The organism is Flavobacterium sp. 40-81 (assembly GCF_001898245.1).
GTDB classification, from domain to species: domain Bacteria; phylum Bacteroidota; class Bacteroidia; order Flavobacteriales; family Flavobacteriaceae; genus Flavobacterium; species Flavobacterium inviolabile.
On sequence record NZ_MKTM01000033.1, the window covers coordinates 198595 to 219444 of the forward strand.

Below are 20850 nucleotides of genomic sequence, written 5' to 3' on the forward strand. Positions count from 1 at the left end.
ACACTTATAAAGTAAGCTGGTAAACACGGGATTCTTCTTCCCAGGGATGATACCCCTGACCGATATAGCGGAACCCCATTTTTTCATAATACCCCACATGGTCGGTACTAAGGTTTAAGTATTTAAAACCAAATTTACGGGTGTCCTCTTTTGCTTTTTCAACCAGTAAGGCTCCATAATTATTGCCGCGGTGTGTCGCTTCAATAAAAATAGCACAAACCCACGGGTACAGCTCTCCCCTGCTGATAAAATCGTTGGTGATCAGTCCGGCACAGCCGATAATCACCGCATCCTTTTCCAGTAAATACCATTGTGGCAAATCCTGTTCGGCATGGATACAATGCGTGATGCAGTCTTCATATATAACAGGCGATACTTCCTGCCATGCCTGCTGTAAATAGTGTATTGCTTTATCTTTATATTCGGGGTTTTCCCGGACGGATATTATTTTCATCTGTTTTTAATTGTTATGATGCTTAATGCTGATTTCTTATAAATATACAAAAAACCTGATCCGGACACACCCAGTAAGGAGCATTAACTGGATATGCCGGAAAAGGAATTTTGTGTTTCAGAGCCTAATTAACACCACCTCCAAGGGCTCTGTACAAATCGCCGGACGCATTTAGCTTTTCCAGTTTGAGGTTAATGACTTCCAGATCGTTTTGAAGGGCGTTATTCTGGGCTGTAATAACTTCCAGATAAGTTGCCATACCGCTTTTATAAAGCAGCATCGCTCCTTTTGTCGCTTTCTCTAAAGAAGCCGTTTTCTGGTCTATCAGCTGTAGGCGTTCTTTGGCATATTTTATTTTTGACAAGGCGTCAGATACTTCCCCAACGGCAACCAGAAACGATTGTTTAAACTGTATCGCCGCTTTTTCCTGTTCCAGCTGAGCCACCTGATAGGCGGTGCGCAGCGTTCGTTTTTGGAAAATTGGCTGCACCAGATTCGCCGCTATATTTTTGGTAACCGAACCCGGAAAGTCAAACCAACTATCAAATTCAAACGAATTGACACCTATTTGCGGGGTAATGCTCAGCCTCGGATACATGGCTGCTTTTGCCAGTCCGGTTTTTGCCGTAGCAGACATTACCGCAAATTCTGCTGCTTTTACATCCGGTCTCCGGCTTAAAAGTGCCGCCGGAACACCTGCGTCAAAAACATCATGCAGTGCATTCACATCCAGGCTGCCCGAACGCTGTATGCTGTCCGGATAGTCGCCACACAAAATCCGCAGGGCATTTTCCTGCACCGCTATATTTGTTTTCGCCAGCGGTACGAGCAATTCAGCTGTTTTTTTCTGTGCTTCGGCCTGATCGACTGCCAGCGAATTGATATTCCCGGATTTGTACTGCAATTGCATCATTGCTAAAGTATTGTCTGATAGTTCAATATTTTTCTCAGCAATTTTGAGCTGCTCATCCAGTCCCAAAAGGTTGTAATATGCCTGTGCCACCTGGACAATGATCCTGGTTTTTAATGCCGAAAGGTTTTCTTTCTGGGCAAAATAACCCGCTCTGGCATCTCTTTTCTGCAAAGCTGCCTTGCCCCAGATATCGGCTTCCCACGAAAGACTCAGGTTTGCACTATAATCATCCAGATAGTTTTTCCCGGTAAACTGCTCGCTTAACGAGCCGTTTAAAGAGTTTCTGGACTGATAGGTCCGGTTTGCCCCGGTTGAAAATTCCAATGTGGGCATCAGTGAATGCTTCGCCTGTTTATAGGCCAGGTCCAGCTGTTCCATACTTTTAACAGCCGTAAGCACTTCGTTGTTTTTGGCCAGTGCCTTTTCGATAAGTTCTGCCAGCAAAGGATCTTTATAAAAGCTTTTCCACGGCAGTAAAAGGGTATCCCCCGTTACCGCAAGCTGTTCCCGGTATTGTTCCGGAGTGTTTAAATCCGTACGGGCATATTTTTTACCCACCACACAGGACGATGCAATCATGGCGGTACATAAGGCAATCGCTATATTGTTTACTATTTTCATTAGTTTCTGTTTATAGTCTGATTCATTTTGTTGTTACCGGAAATCTTTTCCTGTAAATACTGGAAGAATATAAAGAGCAACGGTATGACAAAAACACCTAATACCACTCCGCTTAACATTCCTATCGCAGCACTTATACTGATGGATTTATTTCCTACTGCGGTACCTCCTGTGGCAAACATCAGCGGTATCATTCCCACAATAAAAGCCAGTGAGGTCATGATAATCGGGCGCAGCCTGGATCTCGCCCCTTCAATCGCGGCTTCAATGATCGATAATCCCGATTTTCGCCTTTGCAATGCAAATTCCACAATCAGGATGGCATTTTTGGCCAACAGTCCTACCAGCATGATCAATCCTACCTGTACATAAATGTTGTTATCCAGTCCTACCGTTTTAATTCCGGCAAAAGCCCCCAATATTCCCGTTGGTATGGACAGTAATACCGCCAATGGCAGTAAATAGCTTTCATACTGTGCAGCCAGCAGGAAGAATACAAATAGCAGACACAATCCGAAGATGGCTACCGTCTGGTTACCTGCCGATTTTTCTTCTAAACTCAATCCGGTCCATTCATAAGTATAATCAGACGGAAGCGTGTCCAGTACTTTTTCAAGATTACCCATAATTTCTCCGTTACTATAACCCGGTAAGGCTACAGCTGTAATACTAACGGAGTTGTACAGGTTATAGCGGTTCACCGATTCCGGTCCATACACCTTTTTCAGGGTAACCAGGGCTTTAACCGGTACCATTTCCATTTTGGCGTTGCGTACGAATATTTCATTAAAAGCGGCTTCATCAGTTCGGAAGATACCATCTGCCTTAACATTCACACGGTAAAATTTCCCGAAACGGGTAAAGTCAGCCGACTGATCTCCTGCAAAATAGGTCTGAATATTGTTTAACAGATCCCGGACGCTTACGCCCATCAGCTTCGCTTTGTCTTCATCAACTTCCAGTTCCAGCTGCGGATAATCGGCACGGAAAGTGGTATAAGCAAATTGCACACCCGGCTGCTGCATAATCTGTCCGATTACTTTATCGGCCATCGCTTTCAGTACCGCCGGATCACGTGCCGTCCGGTCCTGTAACACGATTTCGGCACCACTGGTTACTCCGAATCCTTCTACCGGAGGCATACGCAGTACCATGATCGAACCTTCTTTTATCGTGGACAATCTGGCGTTGACATCATTTAAAATGGCTTCAATATCTTTTACCGCTCCCCTGTCTTTTTTCGGTTTCAGTTTTAAGAATCCTAATCCGTAAGCCGGGCTTGCACTGTTGCTCAGGATGTTAAATCCGGTAATACTGGTATGGTTGTCAAAGGCTTCCATTCCGTCCAGTGTTTTTTCAATTTTCTTAACCACTTCGGTTGTACGGTCCAGGGCAGTTCCCGGCGGCATCGACAAGCTGTAGATCATAAATCCGTCGTCTTCCAGCGGTACAAAACTCTTTGGCGTGCTCATCATCATCAGGAAAGCAACCGCACTCACAATTGTTACCAGACCGGCTGCCAGCCATTTTCTGTTAATCAGGAAACGAACACCTTTAATGTATTTCCCGGTCAGGTTGTTGAAACCGGTATTGAACCCGGTGAAAAAACGCTGCTTAAAGCTTGTTTCCGGCACCGCATCATGGTGGTTTCCGCTGTGATTATTCTTTAGCAATAAGGCACATAAAGCCGGCGTCAGCGTTAATGCATTTACTGCCGAAATGATAATGGCAATGGCTAAAGTATAGGCAAACTGCTTATAGAAAATCCCCGATGATCCGGTCATAAAACCGATAGGAATAAATACCGCAGCCATAACCAGTGTAATCGAGATTACCGCCCCGGTAATTTCCGACATGGCCGTATGGGTAGCCTCTTTAGCCGTAAGGCCGGCATCTTCTTCCATCTTACTGTGTACGGCTTCGACCACCACAATAGCATCATCCACCACAATACCGATGGCCAGTACCAATGCAAACAACGTCAGGATGTTGATCGTGAAACCGAATACCAGCAGGAAGAAAAATGTTCCTACAATCGCTACCGGAACAGCTATCGCCGGAATAATCGTAGAACGCAGATCCTGAAGGAAGATAAACACAACTATAAACACGAGCAGGAAAGCTTCGATCAAGGTCGATTTTACCTGTCCGGTGGCTTCATCCAACCGCTCTTTGGTACTCATTACACTTACGTATTTCACACCCGGCGGAAAGGATTTCGACAGTCTTTCGATTTCCCGGTTAACGCCTATTTCAATATCATTGGCATTCGAGCCCGAAGTTTGCAGGATCGCTACCGTAACAGCATTTTTACCGTTCGACATATTATCGCCGCTATAGGAAATGGATCCGAATTCTACCCGCGCCACATCTTTAAGACGCAGTATGTTCTGTCCGTCATTTTTAACAACGATATCTTCATATTGTTCCGGCTTGTTCTTTTTCCCTTTGTAACGGATAATGTATTCCAAAGCCGATTTTGATTCTTCCCCCAGTTTACCCGGAGCCGATTCCAGACTCTGGTCGGCTATTGCCTGCGTTACATCAGAAGGGATCAGCCCGGCATTTGCCATTTTACGCGGATCCAGCCAAACACGCATCGAATAGTCCTTAGCCCCGAAAATCTGTGCCTGTCCTACACCCGGTACCCGTTTTATCTGCGGTACCAGATTGATATTCGCATAGTTTTGCAGGAACAATTCGTCGTATTTGCTGTTGTCGTCTGTATACAGGTTAAAGATAACGATCATACTGTTCTGCTGCTTGGAAGTGGTTAATCCCATACGGATTACCTCCTGTGGCAGTTTTGGCGTTGCCTGCTGTACCCTGTTTTGTACGTTTACAGCTGCCTGATCCGGGTCGACACCCTGTTTGAATACCACGTTGATGGAAAACGAACCGTCGTTACTGGCAGTCGATTTAATGTACTGCATGTTTTCCACCCCGTTGATCTGTTCTTCCAACGGTGTTACTACCGAACGGATAACGGTTTCGCTATTCCCTCCGGGATAGGAACCGCTCACCATTACTGTAGGCGGCGAAATATCGGGAAAGCGGGTTACCGACAATCTTGTAAGGCCAATGATTCCAAGTATTACCAATACAATGGAAATTACGGTAGCCAGTACCGGCCTGTCTATTATGTTTTTTAACATGGAAATGTTATTTATATTAAATCAATGGGTTTGTTTATTTTTTAGCCGCTAAAGCTGCTACTTTGGGTACTACAACCATTTCGTGGTTCAGGAGGTCAATGTTGTTCAGTGCGATCTTATCGCCCTGTTTTATGCCTTTGCTCACAAAGTAGTTATTGCCTGCACTTCCGGCTATTTCTATAGGGGTCATCGCAACTTTATCGTTTGCGGTCAGCGTAAATACAAAAAATTTGTCCTGTATGTCTTTTACACTTGCCATCGGAACGGTCAGCACAGCAGAAAGGCTGTTATTGAGCACCACTCTTGCCGAACCGCCGGCACGCAGGTATTTTTCCGGATTCGGGAAAATTGCTTTTAGTGCAATACTTCCGGTAGTACGGTCAATATTTCCGCTTGCCGTTTCCAGTTTTCCTTTGTGTTCATAGGTACTTCCGTCGGCTAAAATAAGGCTTACCGGTGTTTTGGACATACCTTCTCTCAATACTGCCAAATAATCGGCTTCACTCATTGAGAAGTATACAAAAACGTTGTTTATTTCGGATAAAGTGGTTAACGGTGCAGCATCATTAGGCGTAACCAGGTTCCCGATACGGTTCGGAATACGGCTGATGTAACCGCTTACCGGTGCTTTTATCAGTGAGAAATCGGCGTTAAGCTTCGAAGAACCCAAGGCTGCTTTTGCCTGAGCTACCTGAGCTACCGCTGCTTCATAATTTGCCTGAGCGGTTTGCAGCTGGATTTCTGAAACTACTTTTCCGGCTACCAGCGGTTTTATTTTTTCAATTTCCAGTCTGGCGTTGGAAAGGTTTGCCAAAGCCGCTTTATAGGCAGCCTGACTATTGTTTACCTGTTCGGCAAAAACATCTCCCTTAATTTTAAACAGGGATTGTCCCTGCTGTACATACTCTCCTTCTTTAACATAAATCGCTTCAAGATAGCCGGACACCTGTGCTTTGATATCAACATTAACACTTCCTTCAATGCTGCCGGGGTATTTTTTCTCGACTTCACCGGTTGTGGACTGGGCTATAAAAAAATCGACTTCCGGCTTGGGCATTTGGGGTGCCTCTCCGTTGCCTCCTTGTCCACATGAGGTGAGGCTTATCATAATCATTACCACGAAAACCTTTATCAAGGTCCTGTTGTTTTGGAAAATTGGCTTTGTCATTTTATCGAATACTATAATTTTAGACGACAAAATAACAACGGGAAGACCCTGTAAAATATAAGAAATTAACCGAAACGTCGTTTTTTACTGCTGAAACGAAGAATAGCCGTTCTGAGTAAAAACAGGGGTTCACGACCGGTAATTACCGTCATTGCTCCGGTAAGGCAGCCGTTTAATAATCCATCCAGGATTTTAAGATCCCCGCTTTTTCACGGCTGATGATGATCTCGGTATCGCTGCTTTTTTTGAGTACGATTTTCAGTTTGGAGTTAAAGTGGTTGTACACATGCTGTATCGAATCGATGTGTATGATAAACTGGCGGTTTGCCCGGAAAAAGGTTTTCGGATCCAGCTGGTGTTCCAGTTCTTCCATGGTTTGCGGCACGACTTCTTCCGTACCGTTAAGCAGGCGCGCACGGGTGACTTTCAGCTCGGAATAAAAGTATTCCACATCACTGATCATTAAGGTTTTAAAGCCGTCGCGGTACGGGAGTAAAAACCGGGTACGGTAGTCTTTATGGGTTACAAAATTCAGCAGACTGTCCAGCCTGTTCTGAAGGTTGCTATGGGGCTGGTTTTCATGCTTTTCAAAAGCGGTTTCCAGTTCTTCTTTTTCAACCGGTTTGAGCAGGTAATCGATGCTGTTGAATTTAAAAGCTCTCACGGCATATTCGTCATAAGCCGTGGTAAAAATTATCGGACACAGCAGTTTTATACCGGAGAATATCTCAAAACTGAGTCCGTCGCTCAGGCGCACGTCCATCATAACCAGATCCGGGCTGCTGTTGTTTGAAAACCAGGCCACACTTTCGGCTATACTTTCCAGTACGCACAGCACTACCGCCTCCGGGCGAATTTCTTTAATTAGTCGTTGCAGGCGATCCGCATTCGGTTTTTCATCTTCTATAATTACTATCTTCATCTTCATAGCCTATTAATGGGATTATCACTTTAAACGTATGGCTGTCCTTGATTATTTCGGGAGTTCTGTCTGTGAGCAGTTTGTACCGGCCCATGATGTTGCTCAGTCCCAATCCGGAGGACAATACAGCACTTTGTATCGGGATGCGTTCATTTTCGACCACTAAGGTGTCGGTTCCGCTGTTGTAGATCTTAATTTTCAGAGGATCGCTTTTGATGGTTTTGTTGTGCTTTAAGGCATTTTCAATGAGGAATTGCAGCGTTAACGGCGGTAAATATAAGTTTTGTGCCGTTTCGTCAATAGCAATCTCAAAGGACACACCACTTCCTACCCTGTTCTGAATCAGGAAAATATAGGATCGCAAGAATTTTAATTCGTCGGCCAGTTTTATGATGTCCTTTTTGGAGTTTACCAAAAGATAGCGGTAAACTTTGGAAAAGTTTTCGGAGTAATCATACCCCAGTTTCTGATCTACCAATATGAGTTCCGACAGTACACTCAGGTTGTTGAATACAAAGTGCGGATCGATCTGCAGTTTTAAGGCAAGCAGTTCGGCTTCGGCTGCAGCCCTTTTGTTTTCGGCTGCTTTCAAACGATGTTCCGCCGCATCGAGTGCCGTTTTCTTCCAGCTTTCAATAAAATAGTTACTGGTATTGATTGCGCTGATAATCAAAGCAATAATAATACTGGCACTCACCCAGTTCCACAGTCCTTTAAAATCGCATAAGGGATCGTTCTCACAGTCCATATCATACACATAAAAGCTCACAATTACCTGAAAGGCAATGATCAGTACGATACACAAAATCTGTAAACCGGTCTGTATAACCGCCCGCTGCAGTGTTTTTTCGGTCCAGGGCAGCGATTCGTTCAGTTTGCTGTTAATGATAATGCTGATCCTTGAAATAATCAGACAGAACAGCAATGATACGGTCACATCGATGATCTGATCGAGCAACGGTTGTGTAAAAAAGAATTTCCAGTAGTAAGCATCGGGATGCAGAAAAAAGGATACCACATAATACATGATTAAGGAGAGCAGTGCAAAAACTACTTTCCTCCACCGGCTAATGAGGTATATATTTATTTTTTCAATCATGTACAGATGGTATAGTGACCTGCAAAAATATTCAAGATCGGATTTTATATGTGCTGTTTGCTGCCGTTTTAAGGGCTTAGTGCCAATATAGTTTTTTAAAATGAAATTACCATTCCTCAGTACCATATTTTACTGTTTTTCTCGCCTATCCGGCTAATAGTTGGGCAATGACAGCAGCGGTATGTTTAAGCCGGAAGCCATGATTCCGGTTTTGCTGCGGTGGATCAGCGAATCCCAGAAACCATATTTTTGAGGTATCATGACCAGTATATCGGCATCAAAATTCCGGATCTCTTTTTCAATCTCGGCTATAACCGCATTGGAACGAACGCTTTTATAAAGGTATCTGACATCCTGAAATTCGCTTTCGGCTATATTTTTTGCCAGTGCCGGTGCGTCGGATGCTTTTAAATTATCTATTTTTTCGGTGACATTAAAGACTTCTATTTCGCCGTCTATCAGTTTTGTGGCTTCCCACAGCCAGGAGAGTTTTTTTAGGGGAACTTCCTTAAAGGTATCGCAGGCAAAGAGTATTTTCCGGGCGGCTTCAAAGTGTGCTTTCAGCGGTACTGCCAGTATCGGAATATTGATATTTTTGATTGCCGAAGTGGTAGAATTTCCAATCAGTGTCTGTTCGAGTGAACGTTCCGCCATGCCCATAACCAGCAACTGTGCGTTGGTTTCTTTCAGCAGCAATACCAGTTGTTCTTCCAGAAAGGAATAGCTGCAAAAAACGGTTGTTTCAATTCCAAACTGCTGTGCCAGTGTTTCCGCCTGTCGTTTCAGTTTGTTTGTAGTATTGTCGATCAGTTTTTGGATCCCGTCGGAAGTGATATGGGAATTCGCCGAATGAACCGGCAGCGAAAACGAGTTGAAAAGCAGCAGTTTTGCGCCTACGGTTTTGGCTAAACCGGCGGCATACAGTACGGCATTTTCTGCAATAGCGCTGAAATTGGTTGCCGCAATAATGGTTATGGTGTTGGCATTGTTCATCATAAGTAGATAGAAAGGTTACACTATGGCAAAGTTGTCCTTTTGTTGTGTATGTACTTATGGAAATATGACCCGAAAAGCAATTTTAGCTCCTGAAACGTAGGAAAGCTTTACTGAAGAAAAGAGAATAAAGAATTACAAATTAGGAATTGCCCTTAGGTTGTTGTTTGTTTGCCCTTTGCTTCTTGTCCTTTGCCTTTTGCCCTTTGCCTTTTGCCTCTTCCTCCTCGCCCTTTGCCCTTTCTACTTCTTAAACTTCATTGTTATTAAAAAATAATGCGGAATTTTAAAATGTGTCCCCAGATTTTCAGGCTTGATATCCGATTGTACAACTTCGCAATACGAACCGGAGCCGTCTTTATGGATTGTTGGCGTTATGATAGCAAACACCGGAATTTCCTGCTGGGAATTTATATCTAAAAACAGCTCCTCTTTACTGCCAAAAAAGTCTTTTAAAGCATATTTATCGGAATCATCCTGTAATTTAAAATACGATTTCTTACTTCCGAATTTCATTCCTCTTATATAGGTTTTTAACTTTCCGTCAGCCATTTTAAAGAAAAACTTTAGTGACTCTTTATCCGAATTGATCTTAAAGAAATCGGTTTCAGCTCCATCAAAAAGTAATTCTTTATGCACTAATTTTCCTTTTACAAATTCCTGGATATTTATTTCATAATATTTCCCGTTAAGCTGACCTCCTTCAAAATTTAGTCGTTCAATGTAAATATTTTCAAAATCAATTACATCCTGGATTTCCCGGTTTTCACTTCCGTAATTGTTTGTGATTTTTACGGTATTTTGAGCAAAAGCAAAATTTGATATTAGGGTTATAAACAGTAAAGTTCTTTTTAGTTTCATAGTATATTTAAACGTTAGGCTATCATCATTATTGATACGATTACAAATCTAATGATTTACCTGAAATTATGGTTACTTCCTGAAGTATGATATATGAGGTTAGAAGTACGATGTTAGATATATGAAGTTTGATATGCGAGGTATGATATTAGAAGTTAAATATATGAAGGTTGAAAGTCGTACATCGGACCTCACACTTCTAATATCTAATATCACATATCTTACCTTTTGCCTCTTGCTTCTTGCTTCTTGCCTATTGCTTCTTGCTTCTTGCTTCTTACCCTTTGCCTCTTCTTTTAACCACCCCAAAAACCTTATCATCCTGTCAACAAAAATTCCAAACTTTTAAATATTAATTATATTTTTACCCGCTGACACAAAAAAAACCATATATCCACAATAAATTAACGCAATCAATACAAAAACAATCATGAAGAAAATTGCATTAACATCCCTGTTAATCTTTATTACCAGTTTATCTTATTCCCAAAAGATAAAATTCAAAAATGACAAGGTACTTGCTGACGACAAGGAACTATTTAAAACCGAAAGAACCGGGGTTTTCGGAGCTAATGGTTTTATTTTTATTCCTTAAATTCCAATAAGCCATTATTTTCATTGATAGCCAATAATGGTGGTACCCACATGCATCTGGATGATGATTATACTCAGATAAAATTCCTGACCATTGGACAAAAAGCCGAAATCAGAGGTGGTAATTTAAAAGAAGCTATTAAGCTTTTACTTAAAAACGAAATCATTAAAGATGACGGTACACTAGACGAAGCAAAAATTGATCTTTTTATTAAAAATTATGACGAAAATATCTCTGAAAGAACAGTTATCACCCGATAGTTTCTTTTATTTATAGTCAAGATTTATCATAAAACGGAAGTGCCGGTAAGGTGCTTCCGTTTTTTTATGAAATAAGACAAAAAGCAAAAGACAAAAGCAAGAAGCAATGGGCAAAGGATAAAGGGCAAGAAGTAAGATATGTGATATTAGAAGTATGAAGTACGATATTAGATTTCCAGCCCTCATCATCAACCCTCGTATATCTAACCTCATACCTCATATATCAAACTTCTTAAATCTAACCTCTCAAATCTGTATCCTTAAAAAAATACATTTTTGTATCTGTATAGTTCTGTAAAGGCGCTCTAATTTTGTCTTCTAAAGATGACAATTATGAACGTCGCAGCACAAGAACCAAAACCGATACAATTCCGGGAAGTGTATCTATCCGATTTGAATGCCATTGTACAATTATACCGTAAAAACCAATCGCTTAAAAAAGTCGGATCGGCGGTGAAGAACAAACTGGCTGCCGATTTCGGACTGCCGATTGGTGTAGCCGAACAAGACAAAAAGATTGTAGCCTATTCTGTTGTAAACCTGACCTCATCCGGTGAAGCGGTAATTACCGTTCAGGCGGATACCGATTTTGAAACTGCCGGCATTAACGAGCAGCTGAATTCTTTTTCAGTACACCTTCAGGCAAACAAAAGTTTACAAAACAATACTGTTGTTTCAGACCAGGCAGTACAGCATGAAATAGACCGGTTTATCGACTGGCTGAACCAATGTTATCTGAATTAAACGGCATTTTTATTTCCGTTTATCGTACCTTTAAAGTTCTACTAAAAAATCAGCATGCCGAAAGAAGCCTTATATCAAAAAATTGCCCATACTGTTGAAGCCCAGATTGCTTCCGAAACATTAAAAATTGGCGATAAACTGCCTTCTATCCGCACGGTACAAAAAATTTACAATGTCAGTCTAAACACTGTAAAGCAGGCTTTTCTGGAACTGGAAAGCAAATCACTGATAGAATCCCGGCCAAAATCGGGTTATTATGTGAGCAATACCTTTAACCGGAAATTTTCCATTCCGGAAACCAGTAAACCCAGGCTGTTTGAAAAAGAGGATCATCCGGAAGATTTAATCAGCAAGGTTTTTAATACCCTGCATCACAAAGAAATTACCCAGTTTTCACTGGGTGTACCGGACAACAGTATGCTGCCCATTGCCAAACTGAATAAAAGTGTCCTGAAAGCGATGCGAAGTCTGGACGACAGCGGAACCGGATATGATATTATTCCCGGCAATACAAACCTCCGGCGCAATATTTCAAAATGGTCTTTTGTGTGGGGCGGTTCGCTAACGGAAAACGATATTATAACCACTTCCGGCACGCTGAATGCTATTTACTTATGCCTGATGGCGGTTACCAAACCGGGAGATACGATTGCACTGGAAAGCCCGATCTATTTTGGCATACTGCAAATGATACAATCCCTCGGACTAAAAGTCATTGAGCTGCCTACCAATCCGGTAACCGGCATTGATGTGGATGCACTTAAAAAAGTGTTACCCAAAATACAGGCCTGCTGCCTGGTAAGCAATTTCAATAACCCGCTAGGCAGCTGTATGCCGGACGAGAACAAAAAAGCCGTAGTCAAAATGCTTACCGAATACAATATTCCGCTAATTGAGGATGATTTATACGGAGATCTGTTTTTTGGCACCAGCCGCCCTGCTCCCTGCAAACTGTATGACGAAGCGGGTATCGTTATGTGGTGCGGTTCTTTTTCGAAAACCCTGGCACCCGGCTACCGGGTTGGCTGGGTAGCCCCCGGAAAGTTTAAAGAAAAAGTGATGCGGAAAAAACTGTTGCAAACCATATCCACACCGCCTTTATTTCAGGAGGTTGTAGCCGATTTTATGGAACATGGCCGGTATGACCTTCACCTTCGCAACCTGAGAAATACGCTGCACACCAATTGCCTGCAATACCAGCGGGCTATTGAAACCTATTTCCCGGATAATACCAAAGCCGCACAGCCACAGGGTGGTTTTGTATTGTGGCTGGAACTGGACAAACGTATCGATACCGCTCTGCTGTATGAACAGGCAATGCAGCAGAATATCAGCTTTGCACCCGGCAGAATGTTCACGCAGCACAACCAGTTTAATAACTGTATGCGGCTGAATTTTGCCCTAAAATGGGATGAAAAACTGGAATATGATTTGAAACGCCTCGGGAATATCGTGAAGAAAGCATTGTAACCCGCTGTCCGGAAACAAACAACCCGTCCTTACTTTCCTTACGCATTTCGCTGTTTGTATTTTTATGGAATTCTGTAATAATACCGGATGCTTTGTCCTTTAAAAAGTTTAATTTTAGGACTTTTATTTTTGACAAACAGCAGAAAATAGCACTCTCATTTTAAGTATCTTACTAAAACAGCAGTTTTTATTTTCTGATAAAATACTTTGACCGGCAATGAGAATTCTCCATACAGCAGACTGGCATATTGGTCAGCTATTCCACGAATACGACCGCACAGACGAGCATCAGCAGTTCCTGAACTGGCTGATACAGACTTTACAACAGGAACAAATTGATGTTTTACTGGTGAGCGGCGACGTCTTCGATCTTTCCAATCCTGCTGCAGTATCGGTAAAAATGTTTTATACGTTTTTAAATCAGGCGACCAAAGCCTGTCCGGAATTACAGATTATCATTACAGCCGGCAATCATGATTCGGCATCGCGTTTAGAATCCCCGAAACCGCTGTTGGAGTCATCCAATATTCATATTATCGGACTGGTTGAAAAAAATCCGGATGGTACTATCAATTACGAAAAGCTTATTATTCCGATTCACGATACTTCCGGCAAAACAACAGCCTGGTGCCTTGCCATCCCGTTTTTGCGTATGGGCGATTATCCGGCTATTCCGGGCAGTGCCAATCCGTATACCGATGGTGTTACCGCCTTATACGAACAGGCGTATGCCCATGCACTGGAAAAAAAACAGGACGATCAGATCATTATTGCCATGGGCCATCTGCATACGCATCATGCTGAAATAACGGAACTGGACAAAACCGAACGCCTGATCATGGGTGGTGTGGAATGTGTTCCGGCAACCGCTTTTCCGGAAGGAATACAGTATGTAGCTTTAGGACATATCCACAAAGCACAGAAAATTGGCGGAAAAGAACACATCCGCTATTCCGGCAGTCCGCTTCCAATGTCTTTTTCAGAACTTAACTACAGACACCAGGTAGTTGTTTTTGAATCAGGTAAAACACAGATCGATAATTTACAGATTCTGGAAATTCCGCTGTTTGTACCGTTACAAAGGGCGCCAGCCACACACCAGCCTTTACAGGAAGTCTTAACGCTGTTAAAGCAGTTGCCGGATACTTCCCGTTCCGGCGAACCGGCTCCTTATCTGGAAGTGCGTGTACTGCTGGATGGTCCCGAGCCGGCATTGCGCCATAAAGTAGAAACAGCCCTGACCGGTAAAAATATACGGCTGGCAAAAATTGATGTGCGCTATCCCGCCGCCACAAACAAAGCAACCGAATTTGTTACGCAGGAAAAGTTACAGGAATTACAGCCTGCCGATGTTTTCTCCAAAATATACCAGTCCAAATACAATATTCCGGTTCCCGAAACCATCATGCAGCTTTTCCAGCAGGCGGCACAGGAAGTAACCCAAAAAGAGAATTAACATGAAGATCATAGCCATACGAATCAAGAATTTAGCTTCTCTGGAAGGTACTACCGAAATCAACTTTACAGCAGAACCGCTCGCAACAGCCGGGATTTTTGCGATAACCGGAGCCACCGGAGCCGGTAAGTCGACCATACTGGATGCACTTTGCCTTTCCTTATACGGAAAAACACCCCGCTACCTGCAGGCAAGAGAAACCGGAGTGGAAATTCACGATGTACAGGGAAGTACCATCAGCCAGGGTGATGTGCGCGGTATTCTGAGAGACGGTACAGCCGATGGTTTTGCCGAAGTTGATTTTGCAGGTGTTGACGGTAATTATTACCGCGCCACATGGAGCGTTCGCAGAGCCCGGAATCAGGCCGATGGCAATATACAATCCGATGCCATTACGTTAAAAAACATTACGCTGCAAACCGATATTCCCGGAAAAAAAGCAGAAACCTATAAGGAAATAGAACGCCTGGTCGGACTGAACTTTGAGCAGTTTACCCGTTCCGTCCTATTAGCCCAGGGCGATTTTACCGCTTTTTTAAAAGCCAATAAGGATGAAAAATCCTCTTTACTGGAAAAACTGACCGGTACTCATATCTATTCTGAAATTTCAAGAATGGTATATGAAAAATGCAAACAGGAAGAAGTATTGCTGCGCGAGCTGAACCTTCAAAAAGAAGGTATTGCAACCTTTACGGAAGCAGAGCTCGCAACACTTCTTGAAGAACAGGCAGCATTACATTCCCGGATTAAAATTCTGGAAAGACAGGCCGAAACAGTACATGCCGAAATCAGCTGGCACCAGCAGTTAATAGAACTAAGTTCCCATCAGGCACTGGCAGATAGCGCTTTAATTGAAGCTGTTACAGCCCAAAAAAATGCGGCCAACCGCGAACAAAAGCTACAGCAGGCAGAACAGGTACAGCAAACCAGAACCTGGGCAGATGCCTTGCAGCATGCCGAACAGCAACAAAAACAAAAAACAGCCGAACTGGAAGCTTTAGCGCAAAAAATCACCGTGCTGGAAGCGCAAAAAGCAGCTGTACAAAAATCGGTTGCGGAGGCTGAAAACAACCTGGCCGAAAAAAATAAGATCAGTACCGAAGCGCTGCCACTATTCGAAGAAGCTAAAAAGCAAGATACCCTGCTGGCAGAAAAAAAGGAACAATTGGCTAAAGCCAAAGAAGAAGCTGAAAATACGGCTGAAAAAAGCGAGCAGCAACAGCTTGAAATAGCTGCCAAAAAAACCGCCCTGACAGCGCTTTCCACAGAAACGGAGCTTATTGAAAACTGGAAAACGGAGCACAGCAGCCGAAAACCGATAGCCGAAAACAGCGCCATTATTGTTTCCAAACTGCAGGAAACCCAAAAGTTGTATACGCTGTTGCAGACTGTTGCCCATGATCTTGAAACTGTACAGGAAAAAATCCGGGAGAAAGATACCGAAAGAACTACGCTGAGTACTGATAACATCACGCAGCAAACCACTCTGGAAACCCTTCAGGAAACCTATAACAACAAGAAAAAGCAACTGTTGCTGCTACCTATAGAAAATATCGGACTGGAGAAAGACGATACGGATGCCGCTTTGGAAAATACCATTAAAGCGGAAGCACACTGGAAACTGTTCTATAGCACCTGGCTTGATTTTGATGCTTTACTTTTAAAACAAACTGCCGACGAGCAGGAATATCAAATAAAAGGAGCCACCCTGCAACAACACAACCAGCGTGTTATCCATGAAGCGGCAAAAAAAGAGGCTTCTGCACAATTATTGCAGAAAGCGCGTCTGGCAGCTACTGAAAATGTGGAAACGCTCCGCGCCGGCCTTGTTCCTCACGAACCCTGCCCCGTATGCGGTAGTGAAGAGCATCCTTATGCCGCACACGAACCGAAACTAGATCATGTACTGGCCACACTGGAACAGACACACCGGGAAACGGAACAGCAATATCTTTCCTCTTTACAGGAACAAAGCAGTCTGCAGCAAACCTGTGAAAACCTGCAAAAGAGTATTACCGCTCTTGCAGCAACCATTAACAGTAAAAAGGGAATATTAGAGGCTTTACAACAAGATTGGGAAAACTTTGCCATTGCAGACGAATGCAGCAATATCCCTAACGAGCAGAAAACAGTATGGATAGCCGAAAAACGATCTGTCTTAAAAGAAAAACAGACACAATTGCAAGCGCAGTTACTGGCACATGCCGCTGAAAAACAGCAATTGGAAAGCCAGAAAGTCCGAATTGATGTACTGGAAAAAGATTGTAACGAGGCAACCAACCGTATAAAAGACCTGGAACGGGAACTCGGATCCCATACCGAACAGCAGGAACGCCTTGTACAGGAACACACTCAAACAACAGCTTCCATACTGGATGCAGAAGCCTTTTTGAATCATTATATCACCGACCAGGGCTGGGTGGATAAATGGAAAAATGCTCCGGAATCTTTCCTGGAAAAAATGGAGCATTTTACAAAGAAATGGAAAACACAAACCGAAAAACTGGAATACAACCTCAATCAGTATGGTATTCTTTCGGCAACAGTTACCGAATTAGAAAAACAGTTTGCCGGACTTACTGCTGATGCTCAGAAAAAAGCCGGAGTATTAATTGCTTCCGAAAGCGCTTATCAGACCTTATATAAAGAACGGATGTCACTTTTTGAAGGTCAACCGGTAAAAACGATTGAAGCACAGTTACAGGAATCAGTAACTGCAGCCAAAGAAGCACTGGAACATCACCAGCTGCAACAGCAACAATTGCATATCGAAAGTACCAAAGTGGTCACCCAACAGGAACAGCTGCTCAAAGAGCGGAGCGCTTTTGAAAATACAGCTCAGAAGGCCTCTCAACAACTCGGGCAATGGCTGATAGCTTATAACGAACAGCATGCTGTACCATTGCGTCCGGATGAGCTTAAAGAATTGCTTACCCTTACTCCCGACTGGATGCAGACAGAACGAAAAATGCTCCAGGCTATTGCGGAGGAAGTTACCCGGACACAGTCGGTATTAGCTGAAAGAACACAGCTGCTGGAAGCACACCAACAAAAGAAATTATCCGACAGGGCATTACCTGAACTCAACGAGCTATACCGTGTGGCACAATCGGATCTGGAAAAAAACAAGCAGTCCCATAGTGAAATCGGTTTCAGACTACAACAGGATGAAGCCAACAAAAACAAAATCGGTGATCTTTTAGACCGCATTAACCAACAGGCAGCCGTTACCGAAAACTGGAGTAAGCTGAATGAGATTATCGGTTCGTATGACGGTAAGAAATTCCGTCAGATTGCACAGGAATACACGCTTGATGTTTTATTGGGTTATGCCAATATTCATCTGGAAGTACTGACCAACCGTTACAAAATTGAGCGCATTCCGAATTCGCTTGGCTTACAGGTAATCGACCAGGATATGGGTGATGAAGTGCGTACTGTTTTCTCTCTTTCCGGAGGAGAATCCTTTCTGGTTTCGCTGGCACTGGCTTTAGGACTGGCTTCCCTATCTTCAAGCCGTATGAAAGTAGAATCCCTTTTTATCGATGAAGGTTTCGGTTCTCTGGATCCGAACACACTGAATATTGCGATGGATGCTTTGGAACGACTACACAACCAGGGCCGGAAAGTGGGTGTGATATCACACGTACAGGAAATGACGGAACGTATCCCAACGCAGATTAAAGTGAGTAAAATGGCCAGTGGAAAAAGTAAGGTGGAGATAGTGCAATACGCTTGACGAAGAACGAGGTATGAAGTTTGAGGTACGAAGTATGAAGTATGAAGTGTGAAGTAAGAGGTTTGAAATACGAAGGACGAGATGTGAAGAATGAAGGATGTGATATCATATATCAAACTTCATATATCAAACTTCATATATCTCCCCTTATATATCGTATATCATACCTCCAGGTCTACTCCTTGCCCTTTGCCTCTTATCTTTTGCTTTTTGCCCTTTGCCTCTTGCCCTTTGCCTCTTGCTTTTTGCCCTTATCTTCAATACTGCCTTTCTCTTTTATACAGCATTTCTTTTAGCAGGTTTTCGTGTATTTCGTTGATAATTTCTTTTTTCAACTGCATCAGCAATTGTTCATTGGCAGACTGTCTGTTAAATCCAGCTTCTGCAATTGTTTTTCCCTGTTTTTTGAATATTGTTATCGGCATTTTTGATGACCTTTAAGGTTTTTAACTGTAAATTCGTGTGATCCGAAAAATGTTTATTTGCAGTACTGATTGTGTTGTACATTTCGGCAGCAAAACATGTTCCTCATCCTGAACTTATACTTTAATTTCGGTTACCATATCTCAGGGCTAAATTACTGTATCCTTTTTTCCGGATACCGCGTAGAAATACCCCTTTTTAGGGTGTTTACCGGACAAAACCCTTCCTAAATCACACTAAAACAACACTTTAAATAATCGCATTTTACGATATTTATGTATCTTTATATAAATATAATGCGATGAACGAACTGCTCCATACCCTATCAGACATATCAGTATTGCGATTATTTGCTATGGTGCCGCCATTGGGCTACTTAAATTTATCGTTAATGAAGCGGATCGTTTTAAACATACTTTTTTACTTGCCAGAACCGTTGAAATTAAAATAGAAGTCGGTTACTATTTATTGCTGGGACTGGAATTCCTGATTGCTTCCGACATTATTGATACCATACTCAATCCTACTTTTGAAGATTTAGGCATACTGGCCGGGACTGTGATCATCCGGACCGGATTGTCCTATTTCCTGAACAAGGAAATTGAAAATATCGCACAGAAAAAGTCTGCTGAAGACACCAATACATTACCCTAATTATTAACCATTTAACAACTATTATCATGAAAAAGACCAGCATTTTTACAGGGTTGTTAACCCTTGGATTATTGATTACCGCTCCTTTAACCGTTCATGCACAGGAAAAAAAGGAAAAAGAATCTGTAGGTGATAAAATTGAAAAAACCGCCAAAGCCGTTGGTAACAAAACTGCCGAAGTGGCCGTAAAAGGTACTTCCAAGATTACCGATAAGGTCTGGAAAGGCAAAATGGCACCAGACGGAACCGATGTTTACATCAACAATAAAAACCGTAAGTATTATGTGAACAAACAGGGAAAGAAAGTGTATCTTAAAGCTTCCGAGATAAAAGACAGACCGGAGAAAAAAGATTAACCCGTAAATATCCGGTTAAAATTTTCCGGCAGGGATAAATAATCGCATAAAAAAACACCTGACCGTTTAAAATGCTGTCAGGTGTTTTTAATGTTATACAGTACGTTTAGGACATTAAAGGCTGGTATTTTTTCCAGTTGTCCAGAATGATCCAAAGGTTAATAGCAAAAAGTACCAGTGCCATTTCAATTCCCGATGGTTCCATCAGGATGTTGTGCAGTACGATTCCAACCATAACCGGTAAAATGACTATGGCGCCCAATGCTCTGTATTTTGGGATAATAAACAGGATTCCACCTATAATTTCAATAATCCCTGCCAAAGGCAGCAGCCAGACTATTTTCATAAAAGCTTCCATGACCTTGAGCTGCTCTTCGCTCATGTCGGGCATGGGCATATAATTAAAAAATTTGTTCAGTCCGGCATTGATGAACATCAGTCCGAAAAGAAGACAGACAATAAATTTAACAATCTTCATTATGTAGGGTTTTTGGGGTTACGGTTTTAGGGCACTTCGGTAAACTTGTCCAAATGTTTTTTTAAGGAGGTATTCAATATCGCTTCCCACCCCATCCTATAGTTTTCCACACTAAAATCGGGACCGGCATCGGCAAAGTTCTGTAAATCGGTATGGGTTAAAGTGAGCAGTGTTTTGCTGTCATTTAAGGGCAGTAACTCCCATTTTAGCCGGGAAATTCCTTTACTGTGGCCGGGATGTTCCCAGGTGTGTTCCAGCAGTTTGTATGGAATAATGTTAAAAAAACGGCATCGATGCAGGTATTTTTTACTTTTTTCACTTTCATAAAAAGTAAACGTATGTCCTACTTCCGGCAAGAAATCCTGAACGGGAAAGTACCATTCTTTTAATTGTTCTTCCTGTGTGAGGGCGTTCCAAAGTTCTTCTACGGTACATTGAAACGTCTGAGATACGGTTACAAAATCCATATTAAAGTATTAGCAGTACTAT

The 20850-nt window shown here is 42.6% G+C and carries 19 protein-coding genes; 8 read left to right on the forward strand and 11 right to left on the reverse strand.

Annotated features, from left to right (window positions below; translation table 11 throughout):
* Positions 1-4: 4 nt before the first annotated feature.
* The 8 genes from BGO42_RS14105 to BGO42_RS14140 all read right to left on the reverse strand — a co-directional run bounded on the left by BGO42_RS14105 (position 5) and on the right by BGO42_RS14140 (position 10186).
* Entirely contained in the window at positions 5-454 is a 450-nt protein-coding gene (locus tag BGO42_RS14105) for a GNAT family N-acetyltransferase (RefSeq protein WP_273244694.1), read from the reverse strand.
* Positions 455-578: 124 nt separating this feature from the next.
* Positions 579-1988, reverse strand: a complete 1410-nt coding sequence (locus tag BGO42_RS14110) for a TolC family protein (protein WP_273244692.1) — start codon at positions 1986-1988, stop codon at positions 579-581.
* Entirely contained in the window at positions 1988-5143 is a 3156-nt protein-coding gene (locus BGO42_RS14115) for an efflux RND transporter permease subunit (RefSeq protein ID WP_273244690.1), read from the reverse strand. Before BGO42_RS14115 ends, BGO42_RS14110 begins: the two co-directional genes overlap by 1 nt.
* A 34-nt stretch (positions 5144-5177) precedes the next feature.
* Entirely contained in the window at positions 5178-6278 is a 1101-nt protein-coding gene (locus BGO42_RS14120; protein ID WP_246296976.1) for an efflux RND transporter periplasmic adaptor subunit, read from the reverse strand.
* A gap of 205 nt (positions 6279-6483) precedes the next feature.
* Positions 6484-7233 (reverse strand): LytR/AlgR family response regulator transcription factor, encoded by a 750-nt coding sequence (locus BGO42_RS14125; RefSeq protein ID WP_218618713.1) that lies wholly within the window; start codon positions 7231-7233, stop codon positions 6484-6486.
* Positions 7208-8332, reverse strand: a complete 1125-nt coding sequence (locus BGO42_RS14130) for a sensor histidine kinase (RefSeq protein WP_177733862.1) — start codon at positions 8330-8332, stop codon at positions 7208-7210. The genes BGO42_RS14125 and BGO42_RS14130 overlap by 26 nt, the downstream gene beginning before the upstream one ends.
* A gap of 153 nt (positions 8333-8485) precedes the next feature.
* Complete coding sequence (locus BGO42_RS14135) at positions 8486-9328, reverse strand: universal stress protein (RefSeq protein ID WP_273244684.1); 843 nt, start codon at positions 9326-9328, stop codon at positions 8486-8488.
* A gap of 240 nt (positions 9329-9568) precedes the next feature.
* Complete coding sequence (locus BGO42_RS14140; protein WP_273244682.1) at positions 9569-10186, reverse strand: hypothetical protein; 618 nt, start codon at positions 10184-10186, stop codon at positions 9569-9571.
* Between the two features lie 430 nt (positions 10187-10616).
* Between BGO42_RS14140 and BGO42_RS14145 the strand changes: the two genes are divergently transcribed.
* From BGO42_RS14145 to BGO42_RS14170, 6 genes are all read left to right on the forward strand, one after another.
* Positions 10617-10781, forward strand: coding sequence for a hypothetical protein (locus tag BGO42_RS14145; protein ID WP_273244680.1), 165 nt, complete (start codon positions 10617-10619; stop codon positions 10779-10781).
* Between the two features lie 23 nt (positions 10782-10804).
* Positions 10805-11041, forward strand: a complete 237-nt coding sequence (locus tag BGO42_RS14150; protein WP_273244678.1) for a hypothetical protein — start codon at positions 10805-10807, stop codon at positions 11039-11041.
* A gap of 333 nt (positions 11042-11374) precedes the next feature.
* Complete coding sequence (locus BGO42_RS14155; RefSeq protein ID WP_273244676.1) at positions 11375-11785, forward strand: hypothetical protein; 411 nt, start codon at positions 11375-11377, stop codon at positions 11783-11785.
* A 54-nt stretch (positions 11786-11839) separates the two neighbouring features.
* Positions 11840-13255: an aminotransferase-like domain-containing protein gene (locus BGO42_RS14160; RefSeq protein ID WP_177733855.1), complete on the forward strand. Its 1416-nt coding sequence runs from the start codon at positions 11840-11842 to the stop codon at positions 13253-13255.
* A 217-nt stretch (positions 13256-13472) separates the two neighbouring features.
* Positions 13473-14711: an exonuclease SbcCD subunit D C-terminal domain-containing protein gene (locus tag BGO42_RS14165; protein WP_273244673.1), complete on the forward strand. Its 1239-nt coding sequence runs from the start codon at positions 13473-13475 to the stop codon at positions 14709-14711.
* A gap of 1 nt (position 14712) precedes the next feature.
* Positions 14713-18450 (forward strand): AAA family ATPase, encoded by a 3738-nt coding sequence (locus BGO42_RS14170; RefSeq protein ID WP_273244672.1) that lies wholly within the window; start codon positions 14713-14715, stop codon positions 18448-18450.
* Between the two features lie 257 nt (positions 18451-18707).
* On the opposite strand, the gene BGO42_RS14175 is transcribed toward BGO42_RS14170, so the two are convergent.
* Entirely contained in the window at positions 18708-18875 is a 168-nt protein-coding gene (locus tag BGO42_RS14175) for a hypothetical protein (RefSeq protein WP_177733849.1), read from the reverse strand.
* Positions 18876-19257: 382 nt separating this feature from the next.
* Between BGO42_RS14175 and BGO42_RS14180 the strand changes: the two genes are divergently transcribed.
* On the forward strand, positions 19258-19527 hold the full coding sequence (locus BGO42_RS14180) for a DUF1622 domain-containing protein (RefSeq protein WP_502686369.1): 270 nt from the start codon (positions 19258-19260) through the stop codon (positions 19525-19527).
* 26 nt (positions 19528-19553) lie between these two features.
* Positions 19554-19883, forward strand: a complete 330-nt coding sequence (locus tag BGO42_RS14185) for a hypothetical protein (protein WP_273244670.1) — start codon at positions 19554-19556, stop codon at positions 19881-19883.
* A 106-nt stretch (positions 19884-19989) separates the two neighbouring features.
* Here BGO42_RS14185 and BGO42_RS14190 read toward each other — a convergent pair whose 3' ends face one another.
* The gene (locus BGO42_RS14190) at positions 19990-20361 is read right to left on the reverse strand and encodes a DoxX family membrane protein (protein ID WP_177733843.1); all 372 of its coding nucleotides are present in this window, start codon (positions 20359-20361) and stop codon (positions 19990-19992) included.
* Positions 20362-20387: 26 nt separating this feature from the next.
* Positions 20388-20828, reverse strand: coding sequence for an SRPBCC family protein (locus tag BGO42_RS14195; protein WP_273244667.1), 441 nt, complete (start codon positions 20826-20828; stop codon positions 20388-20390).
* Positions 20829-20850 lie beyond the last annotated feature (22 nt).

Bases quoted from the DNA above. Each gene is read 5' to 3' on its own strand.
- BGO42_RS14135 (WP_273244684.1), bottom strand. From the start codon at position 9,328: ATGATGAACAATGCCAACACCATAACCATTATTGCGGCAACCAATTTC.
- BGO42_RS14140 (WP_273244682.1), bottom strand. From the start codon at position 10,186: ATGAAACTAAAAAGAACTTTACTGTTTATAACCCTAATATCAAATTTT.
- BGO42_RS14165 (WP_273244673.1), top strand. From the start codon at position 13,473: ATGAGAATTCTCCATACAGCAGACTGGCATATTGGTCAGCTATTCCAC.
- BGO42_RS14155 (WP_273244676.1), top strand. From the start codon at position 11,375: ATGAACGTCGCAGCACAAGAACCAAAACCGATACAATTCCGGGAAGTG.
- BGO42_RS14125 (WP_218618713.1), bottom strand. From the start codon at position 7,233: ATGAAGATAGTAATTATAGAAGATGAAAAACCGAATGCGGATCGCCTG.
- BGO42_RS14190 (WP_177733843.1), bottom strand. From the start codon at position 20,361: ATGAAGATTGTTAAATTTATTGTCTGTCTTCTTTTCGGACTGATGTTC.
- BGO42_RS14110 (WP_273244692.1), bottom strand. From the start codon at position 1,988: ATGAAAATAGTAAACAATATAGCGATTGCCTTATGTACCGCCATGATT.
- BGO42_RS14105 (WP_273244694.1), bottom strand. From the start codon at position 454: ATGAAAATAATATCCGTCCGGGAAAACCCCGAATATAAAGATAAAGCA.
- BGO42_RS14160 (WP_177733855.1), top strand. From the start codon at position 11,840: ATGCCGAAAGAAGCCTTATATCAAAAAATTGCCCATACTGTTGAAGCC.
- BGO42_RS14170 (WP_273244672.1), top strand. From the start codon at position 14,713: ATGAAGATCATAGCCATACGAATCAAGAATTTAGCTTCTCTGGAAGGT.
- BGO42_RS14130 (WP_177733862.1), bottom strand. From the start codon at position 8,332: ATGATTGAAAAAATAAATATATACCTCATTAGCCGGTGGAGGAAAGTA.
- BGO42_RS14145 (WP_273244680.1), top strand. From the start codon at position 10,617: ATGAAGAAAATTGCATTAACATCCCTGTTAATCTTTATTACCAGTTTA.
- BGO42_RS14175 (WP_177733849.1), bottom strand. From the start codon at position 18,875: ATGCCGATAACAATATTCAAAAAACAGGGAAAAACAATTGCAGAAGCT.
- BGO42_RS14195 (WP_273244667.1), bottom strand. From the start codon at position 20,828: ATGGATTTTGTAACCGTATCTCAGACGTTTCAATGTACCGTAGAAGAA.
- BGO42_RS14115 (WP_273244690.1), bottom strand. From the start codon at position 5,143: ATGTTAAAAAACATAATAGACAGGCCGGTACTGGCTACCGTAATTTCC.
- BGO42_RS14185 (WP_273244670.1), top strand. From the start codon at position 19,554: ATGAAAAAGACCAGCATTTTTACAGGGTTGTTAACCCTTGGATTATTG.